Below are 19,150 nucleotides of genomic sequence, written 5' to 3' on the forward strand. Positions count from 1 at the left end.
CAGGAGTTTTTATGCGCGTAACGAATACTGTAAAAGCGGTTTCTCTAGCCTGCGCTGTCGCTTGGCTAGCAGGTTGTAGCTCACCTAGCACAACGCCGGACGTAACTGATGCCACTGGTAGCGGCGCAGGAGCAGGGGCGGGCGGTGCGAACAGCACGGGAGCTAACACTGGCGGCGGCATTTCTGGTTCGGGAATTGGTGGTTCTGTCGATGTGGCAAACCTACAGACAGTGTTCTACTTTGACTTCGATCAGTTCAGTGTCCGCAGCGATAGTCTTGCTGATCTTGAAGCACATGCGCAGTATCTGGCGACCAACCCTGCGGCTGTCGTGCGCTTGGAAGGTCACGCTGATGAGCGTGGCACGCGTGAGTACAATATGGCACTGGGTGAGCGTCGTGCGAAAGCTGTAGAGCGTTTTCTAGCGATTAACGGTGTTGATATGTCTCGCGTTGAAACGATCAGCTATGGTGAAGAAAAGCCGGCTATGTTGGGCTCCGATGAGGGCTCCTTGGGCCAAAACCGTCGCGTTGAACTCAAATATACCTCACGCTAATGAAAACAATTGCAAAGAAAATCTCTTGTGTTTGCGTAGCGGTGGGCTTGCCCGCCGCGGCTGCATTTGCACAGGACGTACCTGTTATTCAGGTTAATACGGGTAACGGTAGTGCTGTTCAAGGCAGGGCTCCTTCGCAAAATAGCGAGCTTCTATGGACGATTCAGCAGCTCCAAGATGAAGTGCGCCGTTTACGAGGGCAAGTGGAGTCGCAGCAATATCAGCTGGAGCGAATGGAAGCCAAGCAAAAAACACGGTACCGCGATTTAGATCGGCGTATCAGTTTGCTTGTACAAGAACAGATGAAACAGCAGCAGGCCGAGTTAGATACGCTTGCGCCAGCAGCGCCAACAGAATCTGATGATACTGTACAAGCACCTTTGCAAACCCCTGAGACTGAACAGCCAGCACCGGTTGCAGCAGAAGTGCCGACGCCGCCTACGTCTTCGCAGCCCCAAGCGAGCGAGGCTAACGAAGCTGCACAGATAACGGATAAACAAGCTTATCAAGATGCCTTTGCGCTAGTGCGTGAGCGTAAGTTCAACGAAGCTGCGCAGCAGTTTGAGTCGTTCTTGAGCACGTATGCTGACAGCCCGCGTCTGCCCAATGCGCACTATTGGTTAGGTGAGATCTACCTAGCGCAGGGTAAACATGCGCCATCGGAACAAGCTTTCACGCAGGTTGTTGAACAGTTCGGCGACTCTCGCAAAGCGCCCGATGCAATGTATAAACTCGGAATCCTTTACAAACAGCAGGGAAATCTAGAAAAATACACGGCCTATATGGCGAAGGTCGTAGAAATGTATCCTGATACCTCTGCTGCACGACTCGCCGAAAGTGCATTGAGTCAATAATTTTAGGAAATCGTGTTATATGAATAAGCCGTCACCTAAGGCTGTCGTTTTATTATCTGGTGGCCTTGATTCGGCAACCGCCTTGGCTATTGCAAAGGACCAAGGCTTTGATTGTTATGTGTTGAGCTTTGATTACGGCCAACGCTCACTAACTGAGCTAAATGCAGCGCGTAAAGTTGTTGAACAACTCGGTGTAAGCGAGCATAGAACTGTACGCTTACACTTGGAGGACTTCGGAGGGTCGGCACTCACCGATCACGATATCGATGTTCCTGAGCAGGAAGAAGAGGGTATTCCCGTTACCTACGTTCCGGCGCGCAACACTGTGTTTTTGTCCCTAGCGCTCGGTTGGGCTGAAGTGTTAGAAGCCAGTGCGATTTTCATCGGTGTGAATGCCGTTGACTATTCGGGTTACCCTGACTGCCGTCCTGAGTTTATTGATGCGTTCGAGAAGATGGCGAACCTTGCCACACGTGCAGGGGTTGAAGGCCAAGGCGTAGCGATTCACACGCCCCTGATGCGCTTGACGAAGTCGGATATTATCCGTGAAGGGCAGCGCCTCGGTCTTAATTACGCGGATACAGTCTCTTGTTATCAAGCTAACGATAATGGCGAAGCATGCCGTGTATGTGATAGCTGCCGATTGCGCGCTAAAGGCTTTGAAGACGCCGGCGTCCCTGATCCAACTCGCTATTTCGCCTAGCCACAAATACCATGATCTCCGCTGGAGCGTCATGGTATAATCTTATCTTTCCTCGAACTACGTAAGTCCAGAGTTATGTTGAGCCAGCAAGACATTAATGATCGTATCCTCGTGCAAGAACACTTTGCTAAAGAGCACCTCCCAGGCGAGATGACTCAAGAGCAGGTTGAGCAGTACAAAGCACGCATCAAACAGCTTCTCAAAGAGAAAGATGCCTGCTTGGTCGCGCACTATTACACCGATGCGATTGTTCAAGAGATTGCGGAAGAAACAGGCGGCTGTATCTCTGACTCACTGGAGATGGCCCGGTTTGGCACAACACGCCCAGAGCAAACATTGGTGGTTGCTGGGGTTCGTTTTATGGGTGAGACCGCTAAGATTCTTAGCCCAGAAAAGCGCATCTTGATGCCGACATTAGAAGCGACCTGTTCGCTCGATATTGGCTGCCCTATCGAAGAGTTCTCTGCATTTTGTGATGCTCATCCAGATCACGAAGTCGTTGTCTATGCCAATACATCCGCCGCTGTCAAAGCGCGTGCTGATTGGGTGGTCACGTCCAGCATTGCTTTAAAGGTTGCTGAGCATCTTGAAGAGCAAGGTAAGAAAATTATCTGGGCGCCTGATAAGCATCTTGGCGGTTACGTGCAAAAGCAAACCGGTATTGAGATGCTGATGTGGGATGGTGCTTGCATCGTGCACGAGGAGTTCAAAGCCAAAGGTATCTTAGATCTCAAGAAGGTCTACCCAGATGCTGCGGTGCTGGTGCACCCTGAGTCTCCAGACTCTGTAGTCGAGATCGCTGATGCTGTAGGTTCCACAACGCAGCTTATTCAGGCAGCTAGCGACCTACCGAATGAACAACTGATCGTGGCAACAGATCGCGGTATTTTCTACAAAATGCAGCAAGCCGCACCAGGTAAACAGTTTATCGAAGCGCCAACTGGCGGCAGTGGCGCGACGTGCCGTAGCTGTGCTCACTGCCCTTGGATGGCTATGAATGGCTTAGATAACATCATCTCAGCACTTGAAACGGGTGAAGGTGAAGTACTGGTTGATGAAGCCCTAATCGAAGATGCTCGCCGCCCGTTGCAGCGTATGCTGGATTTTTCTGCATCGCTTGCTAAGGCTTAATTGGGTTTAAAGCTCTTCTGCTTAGGCATGTCTTGAGTGCCTTTCTGCTCGCTGCTTGCCTGCCGCGCGACCCGAAGACTTATTGATGGGCTTTGCGCGCGCGCTTGGCAAGTTAACACTAAGCCTGCATCGATCTCCGCTTTACTCAGCGCGTCATGATGGTTCATCGTCACGACGCCTTCTGTCACTTGTGCGATACAAGCTCCGCAGCTCCCAGAGCGGCATGAGTGGGGTATTGAAATACCATGCTGTGATAGCGCATCAAGCAGCGTTTGGTTGCCTCGGGCTGTGAGCGTCTGTTTTTGGTCAGCCGTTTCAATAATCAGGCTCACGGGTTGGTCGCTGCCAGCGCTACTCCATGTGGAGCCAAACCTTTCGATATGAATTTTATCACCGCTGACGCCAGCACTGTGTAGCGCTCGCTCGGTGGTGTTGATCATCCCATCGGGGCCACAGATAAAGTGCTCGCTAGCCGCTGCATCGGGTGTGATCCAGTTAGATATGGCCTGATGTGTGATGCGACCACGAGCGCCTTGCCATGGTGGTTGCGTCGAGAATATCTGGAACCAGCTCTTGCTATCGGGCTGGGATAACGTGTGTTTTACCTTAAAGCGCTCGCGATAGGTTCTTTCATACAGTGCGATTTCGTGTTGGAAGATGATGTCCTGCTCGCGTCGATTGCCGTATAGCAGGTAGACCTCACAGCAGGGTTGATTTACCAACACCGTTTTAATAAGAGACCACAGAGGGGTTATGCCACTGCCTGCGGCGTAACAGAATATTTTATCGGGATCGCGCTTTAACGGTTGCCCAAATAGGCCGCAAGGTTCACTGATGCGCAGGTATTCACCTACTTTCATATGTTTGTGAAGGTGATTGGAGACGACCCCGCCAGGGATGCGCTTAACCATAAGCTGTAGTGCTCGATCGGTAATGGGGGAGCTACTGAGTGAATAGGCTCGTTGGTATACCTCGCCCTTGATCTTTGTCTCGATAATCACGAACTGCCCGGGTTCGTAGTGAAACTCAGGATACCGAGGTGGTTTTAGCGTGATGCGTAGGCCATGTGATGTAAGCTTGTCTAACGCACTGATTTGCATATTAAAAAAACGCATATGACCCTCCGTAGTCGCTATTTACTCTTTGTTTAGTCCATTGCTGCAAGCTTAGTTCATATACGCAATTCTGCTCCTGCCAAGATGAGTGAATGGGGGTGTGTTTGTATGCTGAGTTACTTATACTGGCGTAAAATGCCAAGCAGAGAGGGAGTGGTAAATGAAGCTACTGATCGCTGTATTGTTACTCATCGGATTGGGTCTAGCTGCTTTTAGCTGGATGGCTGTTCAGTCGCGAGGTGGTAAGGCCCCAGGTTTGCGTGAAGGGCAACTGGCACCGTGCGGAGCACAGCCCAACTGTGTGAGTAGTTATCCCGGTACACCAACAGATAAACTAATTAAACCGGTGTTTTATCCGCAAACGCTAACCCAAGATGAGGTTGAAAGCCTTCTTATCAAGGCGATCACCGATACCGGAGGGTTAATCGAGACGATGGAGGGGGGCTACATGGCTGCTATTTATCGTTCTAAGCTATTTGGATTCGTTGATGATATGGAGCTGCTGGTTGACCATGATAGCCGTGTGATACATCTGCGCTCAGCATCGCGTGTTGGTTACAGCGATTTAGGTGCAAATCGCAAACGAGCAGAGCAGTTACGCTCTGCGATTTTAAGTACAGCACAATTACAGGAGCAGTAAAGCCTTTGGATCATTCAAGAGTCCACACAGGTGAGCCGGTGGGCGCGACGAGTAAGCGATCACTGTTTCTGATTATCTTTTTTGCCGCGCTATGTGGCACGCTTGTGGCATTTTTGCTGATCAAATGGGTGATGTCAGCGAATGACACCAAGCCGCTATCACCCCAAGAGCAGCAAGTGTTGAGCGACAAGTTCCGCGTGATCGGTATTAGTTACTCTGCTAGTGCTGATGCTGGAGCTACGCTGGAGCCCGCACCCTACACTGAAAAGGGAGCCGTTCGCACAGTGACTTTTACTGAGCGCGAGCTCAACGGGATGATCGCCGAAAGCCCAGAGTGGGCAGGTAAGCTCTCTATCGATCTGAGTGATCACCTTGCCAGTGCCCGCTTAGCGATCCCGCTTGATCCCGATTTTCCGCTGCTCGGTGGCAAGACACTGCATGTGCATACGGGGCTAGATATTCGTTATCAGAATGGCGCCCCTAGTGTCAAAATTGTAGGCGTGAGTCTTTGGGGAGTGCCATTACCGAATGCGTGGCTTGGCGAGCTAAAAAATAAAGACCTCGTTCAGGAGTACCGCCATGAACAAGGCTTTTGGCATGGTTTTGCTCAAGGGGTTGAGGAGATCGCGGTACAAGAGGGTGAACTGTACGTTAAGTTGAAGCCTTAGCTCGTGTCAGCCGTGCCCCAAATACACCGATGATTAACCCTGCTAATATCAGCAGAATACCCGCGCCTTGAATGAAGTTAAGGGTCTCTCCAAGGATTATCCACGCGCTAAATAAGCCGATAACGGGCACCAAAAGCGTCAGTGGTGCCACTTGTGCTGCAGGATAACGGGTCAGCAATCCTCCCCATGCGCTGTAGCCAAACAGCGTTGCAATCGCCGCAAGGTACAAAAGGCTTCCCCATGCTTGTAGCCCGCTGTCCAGGATGCTGCTGGCGATCAGTGTTGGCCCCTCCAGCATCCATGACATGGCTAAGAAGGGGAGTGGTGGGATAAGCGCACTCCAAACAACAAGGCTAAGTAGCGGTACCGAATAGCGCTGGCTTATACGGCGGTTAATGATGTTCCCCGCGCCCCAACAAGCCGCGGCACTCAATGTTAGCGCAAGCCCTGTTACTGTCATGGCGGTATCGCCACTTTGGGAAGCAAGCAAACCTAACCCGCAAGCGGCGATCAGCATCGATAGCAGGTGATGCGCACGCCATGCTTCGTTTAAAAATAGGCCAGCAAAGAGGATCGTAAAGAACATCTGAGCCTGCAGGACCAGTGAGGCAAGTCCGGCTGGCATACCCACGTACATAGCACTAAAAAGCAACGCGAATTGGCCAAAACTAATGGTCATCGCGTAGCTGATCAGCCAACGCAGCGGTAGCTTGGGGCGTTTTACGAAGAACACGGCGGGGAGTGCCACTAAACTAAAGCGCAGTGCGCCCAGCAATAGCGGCGGTAGCTGGTCTAAGCCCCAGCGAATAACAACAAAGTTAACGCCCCATGCAAGTACAACGAGGAGGGCGAGCCCCCAATCCTTTTGGCTCATGCCCACACTCCTCTGGTGTTACTTGTCTATCACCGCGACGCGAATGGCATCCATTCGCAGCTTGGCCCCTTGCAGGTGGCTGAGAATATCATCGCGGGCGGTACTCAGCTGCATGACCTCCTCCTCGCGAATAGAAGGGTTCACCGCACGTAGCGCTTCGAGGCGCTCAAGCTCATCGTCCAGTTCAGCCGTTGCTTTTGCTACGGCGCTGTCGATTAAGCTTTGCTGCTGTTTAGCTGCGGTGCGCTCAACATTTTCAAGCACTTGAGTGATCTCAGCGCGGGCATGGCGGATAAGGTTCTGCGCTACACGGCGCTTCACGCGCTCGCCTAGTTTATTAAGATGGGCATCGGTCACAATGGCGGATAGATCGTTGCCGTTACTGTCGAACAATACCCGTACCGTTGCTTGCGGCTGGTAGCGCTGTACGTTCAAGTGGCGCGGTGCCGCACAGTAGAGCACAAAAATTGCTTCAACTAGCAGAGTGCCTGGCTGTAGCGGCGGCAGTTTGAGGGTTGTAACAGCAACGTTGCCAAACTCGCTGCCGGTGATCATCTCCATGGCACCGGTGACCATGGGGTGTTCCCACGAGAGGAACTGCAAATCTTCGCGGCTTAACGCCTCTTCACGGGAGTAGGTGGCGCTGCAGCCCTCATCCGCGAGGGCAGGGAAACGATGCTGAATCATCTGGTCGGTTGGTTGCAAAATCACGGAGTGCTCACCGTTTTCCTGCATATCGACACCGAACTGATCGAACACAAACTCCATATAGGCTTTGAGGTCTGCTTGGTCTTCATACTCCGCCACGGACGCGACATAGTGGTCCGCGTCTGGATAGCGGCAAGAGCTCATCTCAAGCAGGCGGTCGCGGCCATCTTGCAACTCCTGTTGAATGGCATCAGCCGCGGCGCGGGAGTCGTTTATCAAGGTTTGGAATGTTGCCTCGTCAGCGCCGTCACGGATCAACATCTCAAGGCTTTCAGAGAACTGCTCGAACAGCTGTTGTCCGGCAGGGCAGGTATGGCGGAATGCGTTGATACCCTCGTCAAACCAACGTAGCAAAACGGCTTGTGCGCTATCGCTGTAGAAGGGTACATGGATCTGCACATCATGCTGTTGCCCGATGCGGTCCAAACGGCCAATGCGCTGTTCGAGAAGGTCTGGATTGAGAGGGAGATCAAACATGATCAGGTGTTGGGCAAACTGGAAGTTGCGGCCCTCACTGCCGATCTCGGAACACACAAGTAGCTGAGCATAGTCTTCGTCATCGGCGAAGTAAGCGGCTGCGCGGTCGCGGTTGATAAGCGTCATTTTTTCGTGGAAAACGGCGCTGCGTACGCCTTGGCGCAGGCGCAAATACTCTTCTAGCTGTTGAGCAGTGTCAGCATTGGCACAGATGAGTAGCGCTTTTTCAAGACGGTGCTGCTTAAGCCACTCGGTCAACCAAGCGACCCGTGAATCTTGCTCTAGCCAGTCTTCGCCAAGGGCTTTTTCAGGATGCAGCAGGTGGCTGAGCGGCGCATCTTCTGGTAGCTCCTCCAATAAAGGCGGTTTCTCCAGCAGGTAGGGGTTCAGAATCCGTGTTGGGAAGCCCTTTACAGCATCACGTGTGTTACGGAACAACACGCGACCCGTACCGTGGCGATCCAGCAGGTGATTAACGCAGCTTGCAAGTGCCTCGTTATCACCTTGATTGACTTGAGCGATAAGGTCTGCGGCCGTCGTTGTACCGAGATAGTCGTTCAGCTGCTGCTGTAGGTCGGTGCTTTGTTGCAGTGCTTTGATGCCGTCGCTGGCAATCAACTGCTGCACGAGTTGGTTGACCTCTGCATAGTGCGACTGTTCTTCACGGAACTGCTCAAGCGAGCTGTAGCGATCAGGGTCGAGCAGGCGTAAACGTGCGAAGTGGCTTTCAAGGCCCAGTTGCTCAGGGGTTGCCGTGAGCAGGAGCAAGCTTGGAATCTGCTGTGCGAGCGCTTCAAAGGTCTGGTAAAGCGTACTCGGTGCCTCTTCACTCCATACCAAGTGGTGGGCCTCATCAACAATCAGCATGTCCCAATCACAGGCGAGGATCTGCTCCATACGGCTGGCGTTGTCGTTGATGAAGTTCTGGCCGCAGAGAATTAACTGTGCTGATTCAAACGGGTTGTCAGTACCGGATAGCTCCATCGCCGTGCAACGTAGCTCATCCATAATGCTGAACTGCAAATTGAAACGGCGCATCATCTCAATCAACCACTGGTAGATCAGGCTGTCTGGTACAGCGATCAGAACGCGTTTTGCTCGTCCGGTGATCAATTGGTGGTGCAGTATCAGGCCTGCTTCAATTGTTTTACCCAGTCCGACCTCATCGGCCAGCAATACACGAGGTGCGAAGCGGTTAGCGACCTCATGAGCGATATAGTATTGGTGCGGCAGCAGTTGAACACGTCCACCGGCAAGTCCATATGTTGGCGACTGTTGCTGGCGATGGTGGTGCTGGAGGGTGTCTAAGCGCAAGCGGTATCGGCTGGACTTGTCAATTTGACCGGCGAAGAGGCGGTCTTGTGGGCGGCTGAACTGAACCGCACTATCGAGTTCTACCTCAGGGACGATCACTTCATTGTCGTCTTGGTCAACGCCAAAGTAGATCAAGCAACCATTCTGTTCGTGCCGGTCTTTTATCTCAAAGGAGACGCCATCTTTCGTGCGAGCTTGCTCGCCGATGGGGTACTCAACTCTGCTGACGGGGGCGTTATCGATTGCGTAGGTGCGCTCTTCGTCGGCTGCAGGAAACTGCATAGTGACGCGGCGATTGAGGTTTTCTACCACAATACCTAGGCCTAGTTCTGCTTCGGTATTACTGATCCAGCGTTGGCCGGTGATGAACTCTGTAGCTGCCAAATCGGACTTCTCTTCTCTTGCCTGTCTGAAAGGTCGTGCATGATAGGAGTTTAGCTAAAATGTTTAAAGGTTTGGGGCTTAATTTGGCAAAATTTCGGCTTTGCGTCAGGCTTTATATTGAATAAAGCCTGATTACCTTTGATAAGGTGTTGATGCTCAAAGCGCTTGCCGTGTCAGCGGCATAGTGGCTTGGTTACAATAAAGAGGCCCGGCATATTTTAAAACCGGAAACCAGACAAGATCTAAGGGGGAGTTGTGGAGAGAATATCAGTATCGTTGGATGAGTCGTTGGTGGCTCAGTTCGAACAGTTTTTACAAGCCAAGGGATACTCGAACCGTTCAGAAGCGATACGTGATCTTATCCGTGAAAAGCTGGAAGCGGAGCGGGCCGAGCATAGCGCTGAAAGCTATTGTGTCGGCACGTTGACTTACGTTTATAACCATGAGGAGCGTGAATTAGCACGGCGCTTAACACTCGCTCAGCATGCGCATCATGACCTCTCGGTATCCACGCTCCATGTTCACCTTGATCACGATAACTGTCTTGAGACGGTGGTACTGAAAGGCGTAGTTGAGCAGGTGCAGGCCTTCGCGAATAGCATTACGTCTCAGCCTGGTGTGCGGCATGGACAGTTGAACATCATCCCGGTAGATATGGCCGCGGATGCGCACCAGCATGGTGCTGAACATACGCATATTCGGCCTCAGACGTAATACTCAGTAAGCTCTAGGATGGGTTGTAGATCCGGTTGAAGTGTGGCGCTAGCAGATGACGCTTTTGTGCCACCCAAATAAGCACAGGTATCAATATCGGTAATATTAGTGTGCAGACTTGGTAGAGCAGCGCGACGGTATTTATGTTCAGAAAGAGACTGCCTTGTGACTCCACAACATTCTGAGGGCCTAAGCCGACCATCAGCGTTTTTAATGCCAGTATCGCCACACTGATCACAAATACGGCGTAAAGCGCAGCGATCCCCTCAAGAAGGTGCTCTAGGGAGAAGTTGCCAGGAGCTGCAAAGGTCAAAGCACAGAAAAACGGCAGAGAAAAGGAGAGAATTTGAGTATTGAACTCAAATGCTAAATAGTTCTTCGCCGCTTGAGCACTCATCAGTTGTCCGTTGAACTCACCTAGCGTACTAAAAACCAGTCCAGTGGCGCCTTTTTGTTGCAGGAGATGGAAAGAGTCTGGCAGCCACCATGCCAGTAACCACTCACTTGCAGAGAGAGCGGGTGAGGCTAGCCAGCCGCTCAATGACCACCAAAGCGCAAAGCAGATCGCTAGCATTGGAAAAAGCAGCAATACAAAACGGCGTAGATTGAGAGGTTGCTGGCTCATGCGGCAGCCTCGTTTGTCTGCGGTGATTGGCGGTTTAAGTAGTTCAGCCAAACAAGGAACACGATAAGAACATCCACCATGATCAATACAGGCCAGATGTATAAATGTGCCCACTCAAACGCTGCAAAGCTCCATTGCCCTAAATAGTAGAGACTAATGATGCGCGCGATGTTGAGCACCTGAATCGCCAATGATCCGAGGATAATTGCGGCAACTTTCTGTTTGACGGTTGCAGGAAACGCAATTACCGCAGCGGCGAGCATAATGATCGCCTCCACTCCATTGCAGCCTGATTCGATCGAGACGGCAAAGCCGTTAACCTTATTTTGGATGATTTTGCCAAAGGAGATCGCTGTGTCATCAAAGGGGGCAATGATGGCGGAACTCACTTCAGCGAGGAAAAAGGTGAAAGGCTGGACAACGGCCTTCTGTACTGGGTTAAGCATCTCAATGCCAAACAGCACAAAAAGTACTGTAAGAAAGATGCCGGCGAAACGTAGCATACTAATAACGATCCATGACTAGTTGTATCCGTGGCCGTTAACTATATACCGTGCTGCCCGAGGGGTGAATAGCGATAAAACCGCTAACTATGAATATCAGTTAGCGGTTTCGTCATTTGCTGTTACGCGCGACGCTTACGAGCCGCTGCACCAGCACCGATTAGGCCGATTGCCAATAGGGCAAGAGATGATGGGGTTGGAACATCTTTGGGCACAGAAATCTCACGTACGAGTTTACGCTCGATACCCGAAGTGAAGTCAGCGAACGTTGACGCGTTGATCTGGAAAGCGCCAACACCACCAATAACGTTAGCATCGTAGAAGTTTTGTAAGGATGTGGAGGTGCCGATCGTAATACCGTTAATGGTATCGATGCCGGCTGCCAGCGCATTATCTCGCGCGGTGCTGGTTAGGCTGGCGCTTGATGTACCATCGCCTGAGATGTCCATCACTTGGCGGTTGCTATCGAAGCCGTTATCAACGAACTGATTTACACCGAAATCAATAGCTCCGTAAATACTCGTGCTGTTGTTAAAAGCACGTGTTACACCGGCAAGCGCGTCGGCGAAGGCGTTTGCGCTGGCGGCGCTGTTGATCTCAAACCAGTTGACCTGTACTTGTTGAAGGCTGGTGCTTGACCACTCGATATACTGAACGGCTATTGAGCCGATGTTACCGTTCATGATTGCGTCGTGTACGTTTGCTGAGCGGAACGCTTGCTCATAGCCCTGCAGCTGCAGGCTGTATTCGGTCGAGCTAACACTGCCGGAAACGTCGGCAAGAAGCTGAAGCTCTAAGTCAACTTGAATATCCATCAGAGCCGCATTCGCGCTGCTGGCTGCTGCCATTATTGCTAAACCTGCGATCGCTTTCTTAAGCATGCTAAGTCCTCACTTCCTTAATTCGTTGGTATAGGTACAAGTTAATTGATGAAGTTATAAGCACGTACCGTTCCATGTTTGTTAACTGCATGAAAATTAATACATTTATTTTGTTTTGTGTGTTTTTTGTCTCTTTGTGGTAACTATTTTGTAAATTTTATCGACATCACTATTAATAGTATTTGCTGAGATTTGGCTAACTCATATTAGGGGTGAACTCTGGTGCTTTTATCTTTGGAAGATGTTCGTTCCAAATAGTGATATAGTCGGTATTACGAATTAAGAAATCGTAATACGATAAAGCTTTTAAGGAGTTAGTTATGCGCGGGCAAGTGATCGCAGCGTTATTGTTCAGTCTATTACCTCTGTCATCGGTTTATGGCCACTTTCAAGAACTGATACCCTCATCGGAAGCTGTGCACTCTCCCGCTGAAGCAACATTGAACTTCGATATCCAATTTACCCATCCGATGGCGCGTGGCCCTGTTATGACCATGCAGCCTCCAGAAGCGTTCGGGGTGGTCACAGCCAGTGGCCAAACTGACCTGCTGCCGGCATTAAAGGCGCAACCGAGTGGACGCTTCAGTGCGGAGTATCAAATTAAGTCACCCGGTGACCACCTCTTTTACCTAACACCTGCACCCTACTGGGAGCCAGAAGAGGGCGTCATGATCCAACACTTTACGAAAGTGGTTGTCGATGCTTTTGGTGGCGAGCCTGCGTGGGACCAATTGGTGGGTTTACCTGTTGAGATTGAGCCGCTAACACGCCCCTACGGCATCTGGCAGGGTAATCTCTTTCAGGGGATCGTTAAGAAAAATGGGCAGCCGGTGCCTTTTGCTGAAGTCGAAGTGGAGTGGCGCAATGATGGTTCTATTTCATCAGTGCAGGACCCATACGTAACGCAAGTGGTGAAGGCTGATGGCAATGGTGTGTTTAGTTATGTGATGCCTAAATCCGGCTGGTGGGGCTTTGCGGCTTTAATAACTGCGGACAAACCGATGCGAAATCCAGAGGGGGTTGATGTCCCTGTGGAGCAGGGCGCGTTGATCTGGATTTTTGCTAAACCTATGCAGTAGGGTTGCTACGATGGCTCATATTCCTGATGGCATCTTATCGCTACCGGTGGTGGCTGGTGGAGCGGCGGCTTGCGGGGCGGCCCTGTGGGTCTCTTTGCGGCGCCTTGCCTCAGAAAAAGTCCCGCACGCAGCGGTACTCGGTGCGGCTTTTTTTGTCAGTTCAACTATCAGCTTTCCAGTAGGCCCTAGTAGTGTTCACTTAATGCTGAGTTGTGTGATGGGGATTTTGCTTGGTAGCGCAGTCATTCCGGCACTGTTCGTCGCACTGCTGTTGCAGAGTATCTTTTTTGGCTTAGGCGGCTTGTTGGCGTTGGGTGTAAACACAATCAATATTGCTGTACCGGCGTTGTTCGCAGGTAGTGCATTCTATTGGCTGAAAGGGAGAGTATCTGAAAATGCGCGTGCGCTTTTGGCCGCACCGTTAGCAGCCATGGCCGTGATCTCAACCGGAGCGTTGGTGTTCTTCTCACTCTTGTTGTCCGGGAGCGAATATCTGCCGGCTGCCGCTGTCATGATGGCTACATACCTACCCCTAGCGTTGCTTGAAGCCGTTATTGCCGTTGTTATTATCCGATTCCTGATGAAGGTGGCACCCGAATGGTTAGACTGAGCCGGTACATACTCCCGCTTTTGTGCGCTTTTTGCCTTGCGCCCTACGCGGCGGCACACAGCTTAAAGCTGTTTGTTCAAGAGAGTCATGATCGACTCAGTGGTCATGTTTATTTTAGTGGTGGAATCCCCGCTCAGCAGGCACTCGTGGCACTGCATAATGACGATGGGCAGGTACTTATGCAGGTCTCTGCGGATCAGCAGGGGCGCTTTGAACTACCAAGGTCGGCGAACAGCGCGACATGGGTTATCGCGAACTCGCAAGATGGTCACATCGTGAAATGGCCGCTCCAAGCTGTAGAAACGGCTAAACCTGCTGCTGAGGCTATGCCCGGTACCACTGATGCGCAGGCGCTCGAACGCATCGTGCGCGATGCAGTTGCGAAAGAGGTCGCACCGTTAAAACTCGCTTTGCAGCAACAGCAAGATCGCGCCAAATTGAGCGATCTGTTAGGTGGCGTTGGGATTATTTTCGGCCTGGCAGGTGTTTATCTCTGGTGGCGTTCAAGGCAATGAGCAAGTTTGCAGGGGAGCTAGATGCGCGGGCTCGGTTAGTTAGCTGCTTACTACTGATCATTGCGCAAGTTGTATCGCAATCGCTGATCCTGCTGTCGGTTGGTGCGCTCATTGCGCTGCTAATAGCCTTAATGTTTGGCCGCTCCATGCGGGAGATGCTGATACACCTGCTGCGTGTTGAAGCATTCGTTGTCTTCATTGTGTTATTGCTTCCCTTTTCAGTTGAGGGGGATACGCTATTCTCATTGTTTGGTATTGCTGCTTCTGTGCAGGGAGTCGAGCGCGCAATAGGCGTGTTTTTAAAAGTGAGTGCAGCGGCACTGCTCATTTTTGGTTTGTTAGGTCCACTCAAACCCAGTGAACTTGGCGCTGCACTGAATGCCCTAAAAGTACCGAGTAAGCTAGTCACTTTGCTGCTTATGACATTACGTTACATCGAGCTGTTTAAGCAGGAGTATGGCCGCTTGCGCCAAGCGATGAAAGCACGCGCGTTTGAAGTGCGCAGCTCATGGCATACATGGCGTACTCTCGGCTGGTTAATTGGTATGCTGCTTGTCCGCGGCATGGTACGGGCGCAGCACGTTTTTGAAGCGATGCAGTGCCGAGCCTTTCAAGGCGACTTCCCCACCCAACTGGCGGAGCGCTGGCATCTTCGCGATACACTGTGGTTGCTGGTATGTAGTGCCGTGATGTTGATCAGTTTAATAGAGAGGTTCCGATGAGCTCACCCCTGTTAGTGCTAGATAAGCTGACGTTTTCTCGCGATGGCAACGCGCTGCTGAAAGACGCCGACTTAGAAATTCAGCAGGGCGAGAAGCTGGTGGTTTGGGGTGATAATGGCGTTGGCAAAAGCTCGTTACTCAAGTTGATTGTCGGGCTTCACAACGCTGACGCTGGCGATATCCGACTTACTGGTAAATCTTGCAAAGCTGCGCATGATTTTCGTGAACTGCGCAAGCGAGTTGGGCTGGTATTTCAAGATTCTGACGATCAGTTATTTTGCCCGACCGTACTCGATGATGTGATGTTTGGTCCACTCAATCTCGGCTGGCGCCATGAAACCGCAAAGGCGAAGTCGCTGGCTATGTTAACCCGTCTTGGCGTGTTGGCCATAGCAAACCGAGTAACGTTTAAACTGTCTGGTGGGCAGAAGCGTTTGGTTGCGTTGGCATCCGTACTCGTGATGGAGCCCGATTTGCTGTTGCTGGACGAGCCCACCAATGGGCTTGATCAGAAGGCTCGCCACCGCTTGATAGAAGTACTGCAAAACCTACCTCAAGCCTTGTTGTTAGTAACCCATGATACCCAGTTGATTCAACAACTAGATGCCCGTGTTATCGCATTGGAAGATGGCCAACTGAAACCGGCTGTTGTGCACGCGCATCAACATGTACACCTACATGTCCATACCCAATCCCAAGGCGCTGAAAGTGATCACAGCCATGCGGAGTTATCGGGTTGAACTATCTTGCTCATCTCTTTTTGGCACAGAATACCGTGGAGTCGCGTGTTGGTAATCTGATGGGGGATTTCATGCGTGGTGTGCGGCTCGCCGAGCTTGCACCAGCGGTGGCAGCGGGGGTACGTAACCACCGCGCGGTTGATCGCTTTACCGATACTCATCCTGAAGTACAGGCACTGAAAAAACGGATCTCAGCAAAGCGGCGCCGTTTTGCGGGCGTTATTATCGATTTGGCTTTCGATCACTACCTGATAAATCATTGGGATCGTTTTAGCGCACGGCCTTTTGATCAAGACTGCCAGTTTTATTACGCACAATTGATGCAAGGTCGGCACCTGATGCCTAGCGCGATGGATCAAACTTCTCAGCGTATCGTGGCACAGGATTGGTTTAGCTCTTATCGTACTCTTGAAGGTGTCGGCTTTGCGTTAGATCGTATTGCCGGTCGTATTCGGTTTAAGAATGAGTTTCACGGAGCTATCGCTGAGCTTGAGCCGCTGGATGAGGCGCTAAATCGCAGTTTCTTACGCTTCTTTCCTGAACTGGTTGAAGAGATACGCGCGCTAGCGATCGAAACTCGTCATTAACCGGAATGTCATATCTCAGGCCTACACTGCAGGCACTTTAACAGCCTGCAAGGCATCACGCGATGACGCACTCCAAAGCTCAAATACGGTTGCAACCGCTGAATATGATCGCAACGTTTGGCGGGGTAAAGTGGCTGAATCTCGGCGCATCTTTACTGTTATTTCTGGTGCTGTTCTGGGAGTTTTAACAAGCCGCCCGACGTTAAGCGCAAGCGGCTTGTTGTTCGATTTAAGCAGCAGCGGCCTGTGCGCTGATCTGTGAGCGGCTAAAAGCACTCAGAATCGCTTGCAATGGCGCAGCAGACGTATCACTGGCGACTGCAACAGCGCAGCAGTGCTCTCCATCAACATCCAGCGCAACACATGCACGTGCTTGAGCCGTCGTTCCCTCGCCAAGTGCGTACTCATCAAAGTGCTGTACTTTGATCTCACATTGGTGAGCCTTCGATAGTGCTGCGCAGAGTGCTTCGATCGCTCCAGCACCTTGACCCTCGAAGGCGGCATCCGCTGTACGTACCAGAGCGGTTACACGGTCAGCATCGGTGTGGATGTTGTAGCCAGAGACTACCCACGGCTGTTCAACGTTGACAAAAGACTCATCGTACAGCGTTTTAATGGCCGCTGGGGTGATCTCTTGTCCGGTTTGCTCGGTCGCTTTCTGCACCACTTTACTTAACTCGATGTGCATCCACTTGGGTAGCTCGATGTTGTAGTCGCGCTCAAGGACTAATGCAACGCCGCCTTTACCGCTTTGGCTGTTGATACGCACGACTGCGTCATATTCACGGCCAATATCCATGGGATCGATCGGCAAATACGCGACTTCCCAGTGCGGTAGTTGGCGGTCGGCATGGTAGGCCATCGACTTACGAATGGCATCTTGGTGGCTACCGGAAAACGCAGTATAAACCAGCTCTCCTGCCCAAGGATGGCGTGCCGGTACAGGTAACTCGTTACAGTGCTCAACGGTCGCGATGATCTCTGGGATGTTCGAGAAGTCTAGTTTAGGATCCACACCTTGTGAGTAGAGGTTCATACCCATGGTGATGATATCCATATTACCGGTGCGTTCGCCGTTCCCCATCAAGGTGCCCTCAACACGGTCAGCCCCCGCCATCACGCCCAGCTCTGCCGCAGCGACAGCACAGCCGCGGTCATTGTGGGTGTGCAAGCAGATGCGCACGTGTTGGCGGCCTTTCAAGTTGCGGCAGAAATACTCAACCTGATCGGCAAAAATGTTGGGTGTCGACATCTCAACCGTCGAAGGTAAGTTGATAACCACCTGCTGGCCATTTTGCGGCTGCCATACGTCGATGACGGCATCACACACTTCGATGGCGTAATCAATCTCGGTACCTGTGAAACTCTCCGGTGAGTACTGGAAAGTCCACTCGGTGTTTGGGTGCTGTGCAGCATACTCTTTCAGCCATTTGGCACCTTGAACGGCAATAGCAGTAATACCATCGCAATCTAAGCCAAATACCTGCTCACGCTGTACTGTAGAGGTTGAATTATAAACATGTACCACAGCGCGCTTTGCACCGCGTAACGATTCAAATGTACGCTTGATCAGCTCTTCGCGGGCTTGTACTAACACTTGAATGGTAACATCGTCAGGGATCAGCGCTTCATCGATCAACTTGCGCATGAACTCATAATCAGGCAACGACGCCGCCGGAAAGCCCACCTCAATCTCTTTAAAACCCAGTTTCACTAGCAGTTGAAATAGCCCTGTTTTCTTCTCCACCGACATCGGGTTGATAAGCGCTTGGTTACCGTCGCGCAGGTCAACGCTGCACCAGTCGGGCGCTGTTGTGATCTGCTTATCCGGCCAGGTACGATCCTGCAACTGGATAGCGGGAAATGGACGATATTTACGATGGTCAAACATGAGCGAGCATTCCTGCTTTGTTGTAAGTGTTGTTGGGTATGTTGTCATACTGCCCCGTGCAGCATGCCTCACGGGGCAAATAGGTCGCTGTTACTTTTGGTTAGCGCGGTGGTCGGTTCGATAAACCTAGCGTTAGATCGGCTTTATCAGCTTGTGGCTGTCACACCCCCAACTACGAGTGAATAGCTGGTTGCCTAACGGCTATTGAAACCGGCGACAAGGCCGTCGTTTCAATAGTGAGTAGTCTAGAGAGATTGTTGCGCAATAGCTGATCTATTTCCCGCTTGTTTTTATCTTTTCGGCAATATAATTTAACTATATTGGTTTCAGTGTTTATTTTTATTGCGCATCTGGAGTTTTTCGTGAAATTTGATGTTGAATTAGATCGATTTGATATTCGTATCTTGCACGCTTTGCAAGCTGATGGCTCGTTATCTAACCAAGAACTCGCGGAGCAGGTTGGGCTAACGGCTGCTCCCTGCTCACGCCGCGTCAAACAGTTGGAGGAGAGCGGCGTGATTGCACGCCGAGTCGTGAGGATCAACGAACGTGCTGTTAATGTGTCGCTGATCGCCATGCTGCATATCAGCATGGATAAGCATATCCCCGAGCGCTTCGAGGCGTTTGAGCAAGCGATTAGCGAGCTACCGGAGGTGATGGAGTGCTATTTAATCACCGGTCACGATGCCGATTACCAATTAAAAGTCGCGGTGTCCGATATGGATGCGTATCACGATATTTTGCTGGGCAAAATTACTCGAATTCGCGGCGTAACCGGCGTGAAGTCGGCGTTTGTGATGCGTAAAATTGTTGAAACCACCGCCGTGCCGCTCAGTTATATCAAGCCGAGTAAATAGGCCT

The 19,150-nt window shown here is 51.4% G+C and carries 21 protein-coding genes; 14 read left to right on the forward strand and 7 right to left on the reverse strand.

Annotated elements, in window-relative coordinates; all coding sequences use genetic code 11:
* The first annotated feature begins 11 nt into the window (after positions 1-11).
* From pal to nadA, 4 genes are all read left to right on the forward strand, one after another.
* Positions 12-554 carry a peptidoglycan-associated lipoprotein Pal gene (pal, locus tag EOE65_RS01535; protein ID WP_127692529.1) on the forward strand — a complete coding sequence of 181 codons (543 nt, stop codon included), beginning with the start codon at positions 12-14 and terminating at the stop codon, positions 552-554.
* The gene (ybgF, locus tag EOE65_RS01540; RefSeq protein WP_127692530.1) at positions 554-1,408 is read left to right on the forward strand and encodes a tol-pal system protein YbgF; all 855 of its coding nucleotides are present in this window, start codon (positions 554-556) and stop codon (positions 1,406-1,408) included. The genes pal and ybgF overlap by 1 nt, the downstream gene beginning before the upstream one ends.
* 19 nt (positions 1,409-1,427) lie before the next feature.
* Positions 1,428-2,111: a 7-cyano-7-deazaguanine synthase QueC gene (gene queC / locus EOE65_RS01545; RefSeq protein WP_127692531.1), complete on the forward strand. Its 684-nt coding sequence runs from the start codon at positions 1,428-1,430 to the stop codon at positions 2,109-2,111.
* A gap of 75 nt (positions 2,112-2,186) precedes the next feature.
* Positions 2,187-3,242, forward strand: a complete 1,056-nt coding sequence (nadA, locus tag EOE65_RS01550; protein ID WP_127692532.1) for a quinolinate synthase NadA — start codon at positions 2,187-2,189, stop codon at positions 3,240-3,242.
* On the opposite strand, the gene EOE65_RS01555 is transcribed toward nadA, so the two are convergent.
* Complete coding sequence (locus EOE65_RS01555) at positions 3,239-4,357, reverse strand: ferredoxin--NADP reductase (protein WP_127692533.1); 1,119 nt, start codon at positions 4,355-4,357, stop codon at positions 3,239-3,241. The genes nadA and EOE65_RS01555 overlap by 4 nt on opposite strands.
* 160 nt (positions 4,358-4,517) lie before the next feature.
* Here EOE65_RS01555 and EOE65_RS01560 point away from each other — a divergent pair, with 160 nt between their 5' ends.
* Positions 4,518-4,997, forward strand: a complete 480-nt coding sequence (locus tag EOE65_RS01560) for a DUF1499 domain-containing protein (RefSeq protein WP_127692534.1) — start codon at positions 4,518-4,520, stop codon at positions 4,995-4,997.
* A gap of 5 nt (positions 4,998-5,002) precedes the next feature.
* Positions 5,003-5,665 carry an arginine N-succinyltransferase gene (locus tag EOE65_RS01565; RefSeq protein ID WP_127692535.1) on the forward strand — a complete coding sequence of 221 codons (663 nt, stop codon included), beginning with the start codon at positions 5,003-5,005 and terminating at the stop codon, positions 5,663-5,665.
* On the opposite strand, the gene EOE65_RS01570 is transcribed toward EOE65_RS01565, so the two are convergent.
* Positions 5,649-6,539, reverse strand: coding sequence for an EamA family transporter (locus EOE65_RS01570; RefSeq protein WP_127692536.1), 891 nt, complete (start codon positions 6,537-6,539; stop codon positions 5,649-5,651). The two genes, EOE65_RS01565 and EOE65_RS01570, sit on opposite strands and share 17 nt — an antisense overlap.
* Before the next feature lie 18 nt (positions 6,540-6,557).
* Positions 6,558-9,422 (reverse strand): RNA polymerase-associated protein RapA, encoded by a 2,865-nt coding sequence (gene rapA, locus EOE65_RS01575; protein ID WP_127692537.1) that lies wholly within the window; start codon positions 9,420-9,422, stop codon positions 6,558-6,560.
* A 255-nt stretch (positions 9,423-9,677) separates the two neighbouring features.
* Here rapA and nikR point away from each other — a divergent pair, with 255 nt between their 5' ends.
* Complete coding sequence (nikR, locus tag EOE65_RS01580) at positions 9,678-10,136, forward strand: nickel-responsive transcriptional regulator NikR (RefSeq protein ID WP_127692538.1); 459 nt, start codon at positions 9,678-9,680, stop codon at positions 10,134-10,136.
* 13 nt (positions 10,137-10,149) lie between these two features.
* On the opposite strand, the gene EOE65_RS01585 is transcribed toward nikR, so the two are convergent.
* The 3 genes from EOE65_RS01585 to EOE65_RS01595 all read right to left on the reverse strand — a co-directional run bounded on the left by EOE65_RS01585 (position 10,150) and on the right by EOE65_RS01595 (position 12,145).
* Complete coding sequence (locus tag EOE65_RS01585) at positions 10,150-10,761, reverse strand: exosortase H-associated membrane protein (RefSeq protein WP_127692539.1); 612 nt, start codon at positions 10,759-10,761, stop codon at positions 10,150-10,152.
* Positions 10,758-11,264: an exosortase H gene (xrtH, locus tag EOE65_RS01590; RefSeq protein ID WP_127692540.1), complete on the reverse strand. Its 507-nt coding sequence runs from the start codon at positions 11,262-11,264 to the stop codon at positions 10,758-10,760. Before xrtH ends, EOE65_RS01585 begins: the two co-directional genes overlap by 4 nt.
* A gap of 122 nt (positions 11,265-11,386) precedes the next feature.
* Positions 11,387-12,145, reverse strand: coding sequence for a DUF1194 domain-containing protein (locus EOE65_RS01595; protein WP_127692541.1), 759 nt, complete (start codon positions 12,143-12,145; stop codon positions 11,387-11,389).
* A 320-nt stretch (positions 12,146-12,465) separates the two neighbouring features.
* Here EOE65_RS01595 and EOE65_RS01600 point away from each other — a divergent pair, with 320 nt between their 5' ends.
* From EOE65_RS01600 to EOE65_RS01625, 6 genes are read left to right on the forward strand one after another with little or no spacing between them, the layout of a single operon-like run.
* On the forward strand, positions 12,466-13,224 hold the full coding sequence (locus EOE65_RS01600; protein ID WP_127692542.1) for a DUF4198 domain-containing protein: 759 nt from the start codon (positions 12,466-12,468) through the stop codon (positions 13,222-13,224).
* Between the two features lie 10 nt (positions 13,225-13,234).
* The gene (cbiM, locus tag EOE65_RS01605; protein WP_127692543.1) at positions 13,235-13,834 is read left to right on the forward strand and encodes a cobalt transporter CbiM; all 600 of its coding nucleotides are present in this window, start codon (positions 13,235-13,237) and stop codon (positions 13,832-13,834) included.
* Positions 13,822-14,349 carry a hypothetical protein gene (locus EOE65_RS01610; protein WP_127692544.1) on the forward strand — a complete coding sequence of 176 codons (528 nt, stop codon included), beginning with the start codon at positions 13,822-13,824 and terminating at the stop codon, positions 14,347-14,349. Before cbiM ends, EOE65_RS01610 begins: the two co-directional genes overlap by 13 nt.
* Positions 14,346-15,071 (forward strand): cobalt ECF transporter T component CbiQ, encoded by a 726-nt coding sequence (gene cbiQ, locus EOE65_RS01615; RefSeq protein WP_127692545.1) that lies wholly within the window; start codon positions 14,346-14,348, stop codon positions 15,069-15,071. The genes EOE65_RS01610 and cbiQ overlap by 4 nt, the downstream gene beginning before the upstream one ends.
* Positions 15,068-15,811 carry an energy-coupling factor ABC transporter ATP-binding protein gene (locus EOE65_RS01620; protein WP_127692546.1) on the forward strand — a complete coding sequence of 248 codons (744 nt, stop codon included), beginning with the start codon at positions 15,068-15,070 and terminating at the stop codon, positions 15,809-15,811. The genes cbiQ and EOE65_RS01620 overlap by 4 nt, the downstream gene beginning before the upstream one ends.
* The gene (locus EOE65_RS01625; RefSeq protein ID WP_127692547.1) at positions 15,808-16,398 is read left to right on the forward strand and encodes an acyl carrier protein phosphodiesterase; all 591 of its coding nucleotides are present in this window, start codon (positions 15,808-15,810) and stop codon (positions 16,396-16,398) included. Before EOE65_RS01620 ends, EOE65_RS01625 begins: the two co-directional genes overlap by 4 nt.
* A 229-nt stretch (positions 16,399-16,627) precedes the next feature.
* Here EOE65_RS01625 and EOE65_RS01630 read toward each other — a convergent pair whose 3' ends face one another.
* Entirely contained in the window at positions 16,628-18,289 is a 1,662-nt protein-coding gene (locus EOE65_RS01630) for a 2-isopropylmalate synthase (RefSeq protein WP_127692548.1), read from the reverse strand.
* A 362-nt stretch (positions 18,290-18,651) separates the two neighbouring features.
* Between EOE65_RS01630 and EOE65_RS01635 the strand changes: the two genes are divergently transcribed.
* Complete coding sequence (locus tag EOE65_RS01635) at positions 18,652-19,146, forward strand: Lrp/AsnC family transcriptional regulator (RefSeq protein WP_127692549.1); 495 nt, start codon at positions 18,652-18,654, stop codon at positions 19,144-19,146.
* Positions 19,147-19,150 lie beyond the last annotated feature (4 nt).

Origin of the sequence: Neptunomonas marina (genome assembly GCF_004005935.1) — a bacterium.
Taxonomy (GTDB): Bacteria; Pseudomonadota; Gammaproteobacteria; order Pseudomonadales; family Balneatricaceae; genus Neptunomonas; species Neptunomonas marina.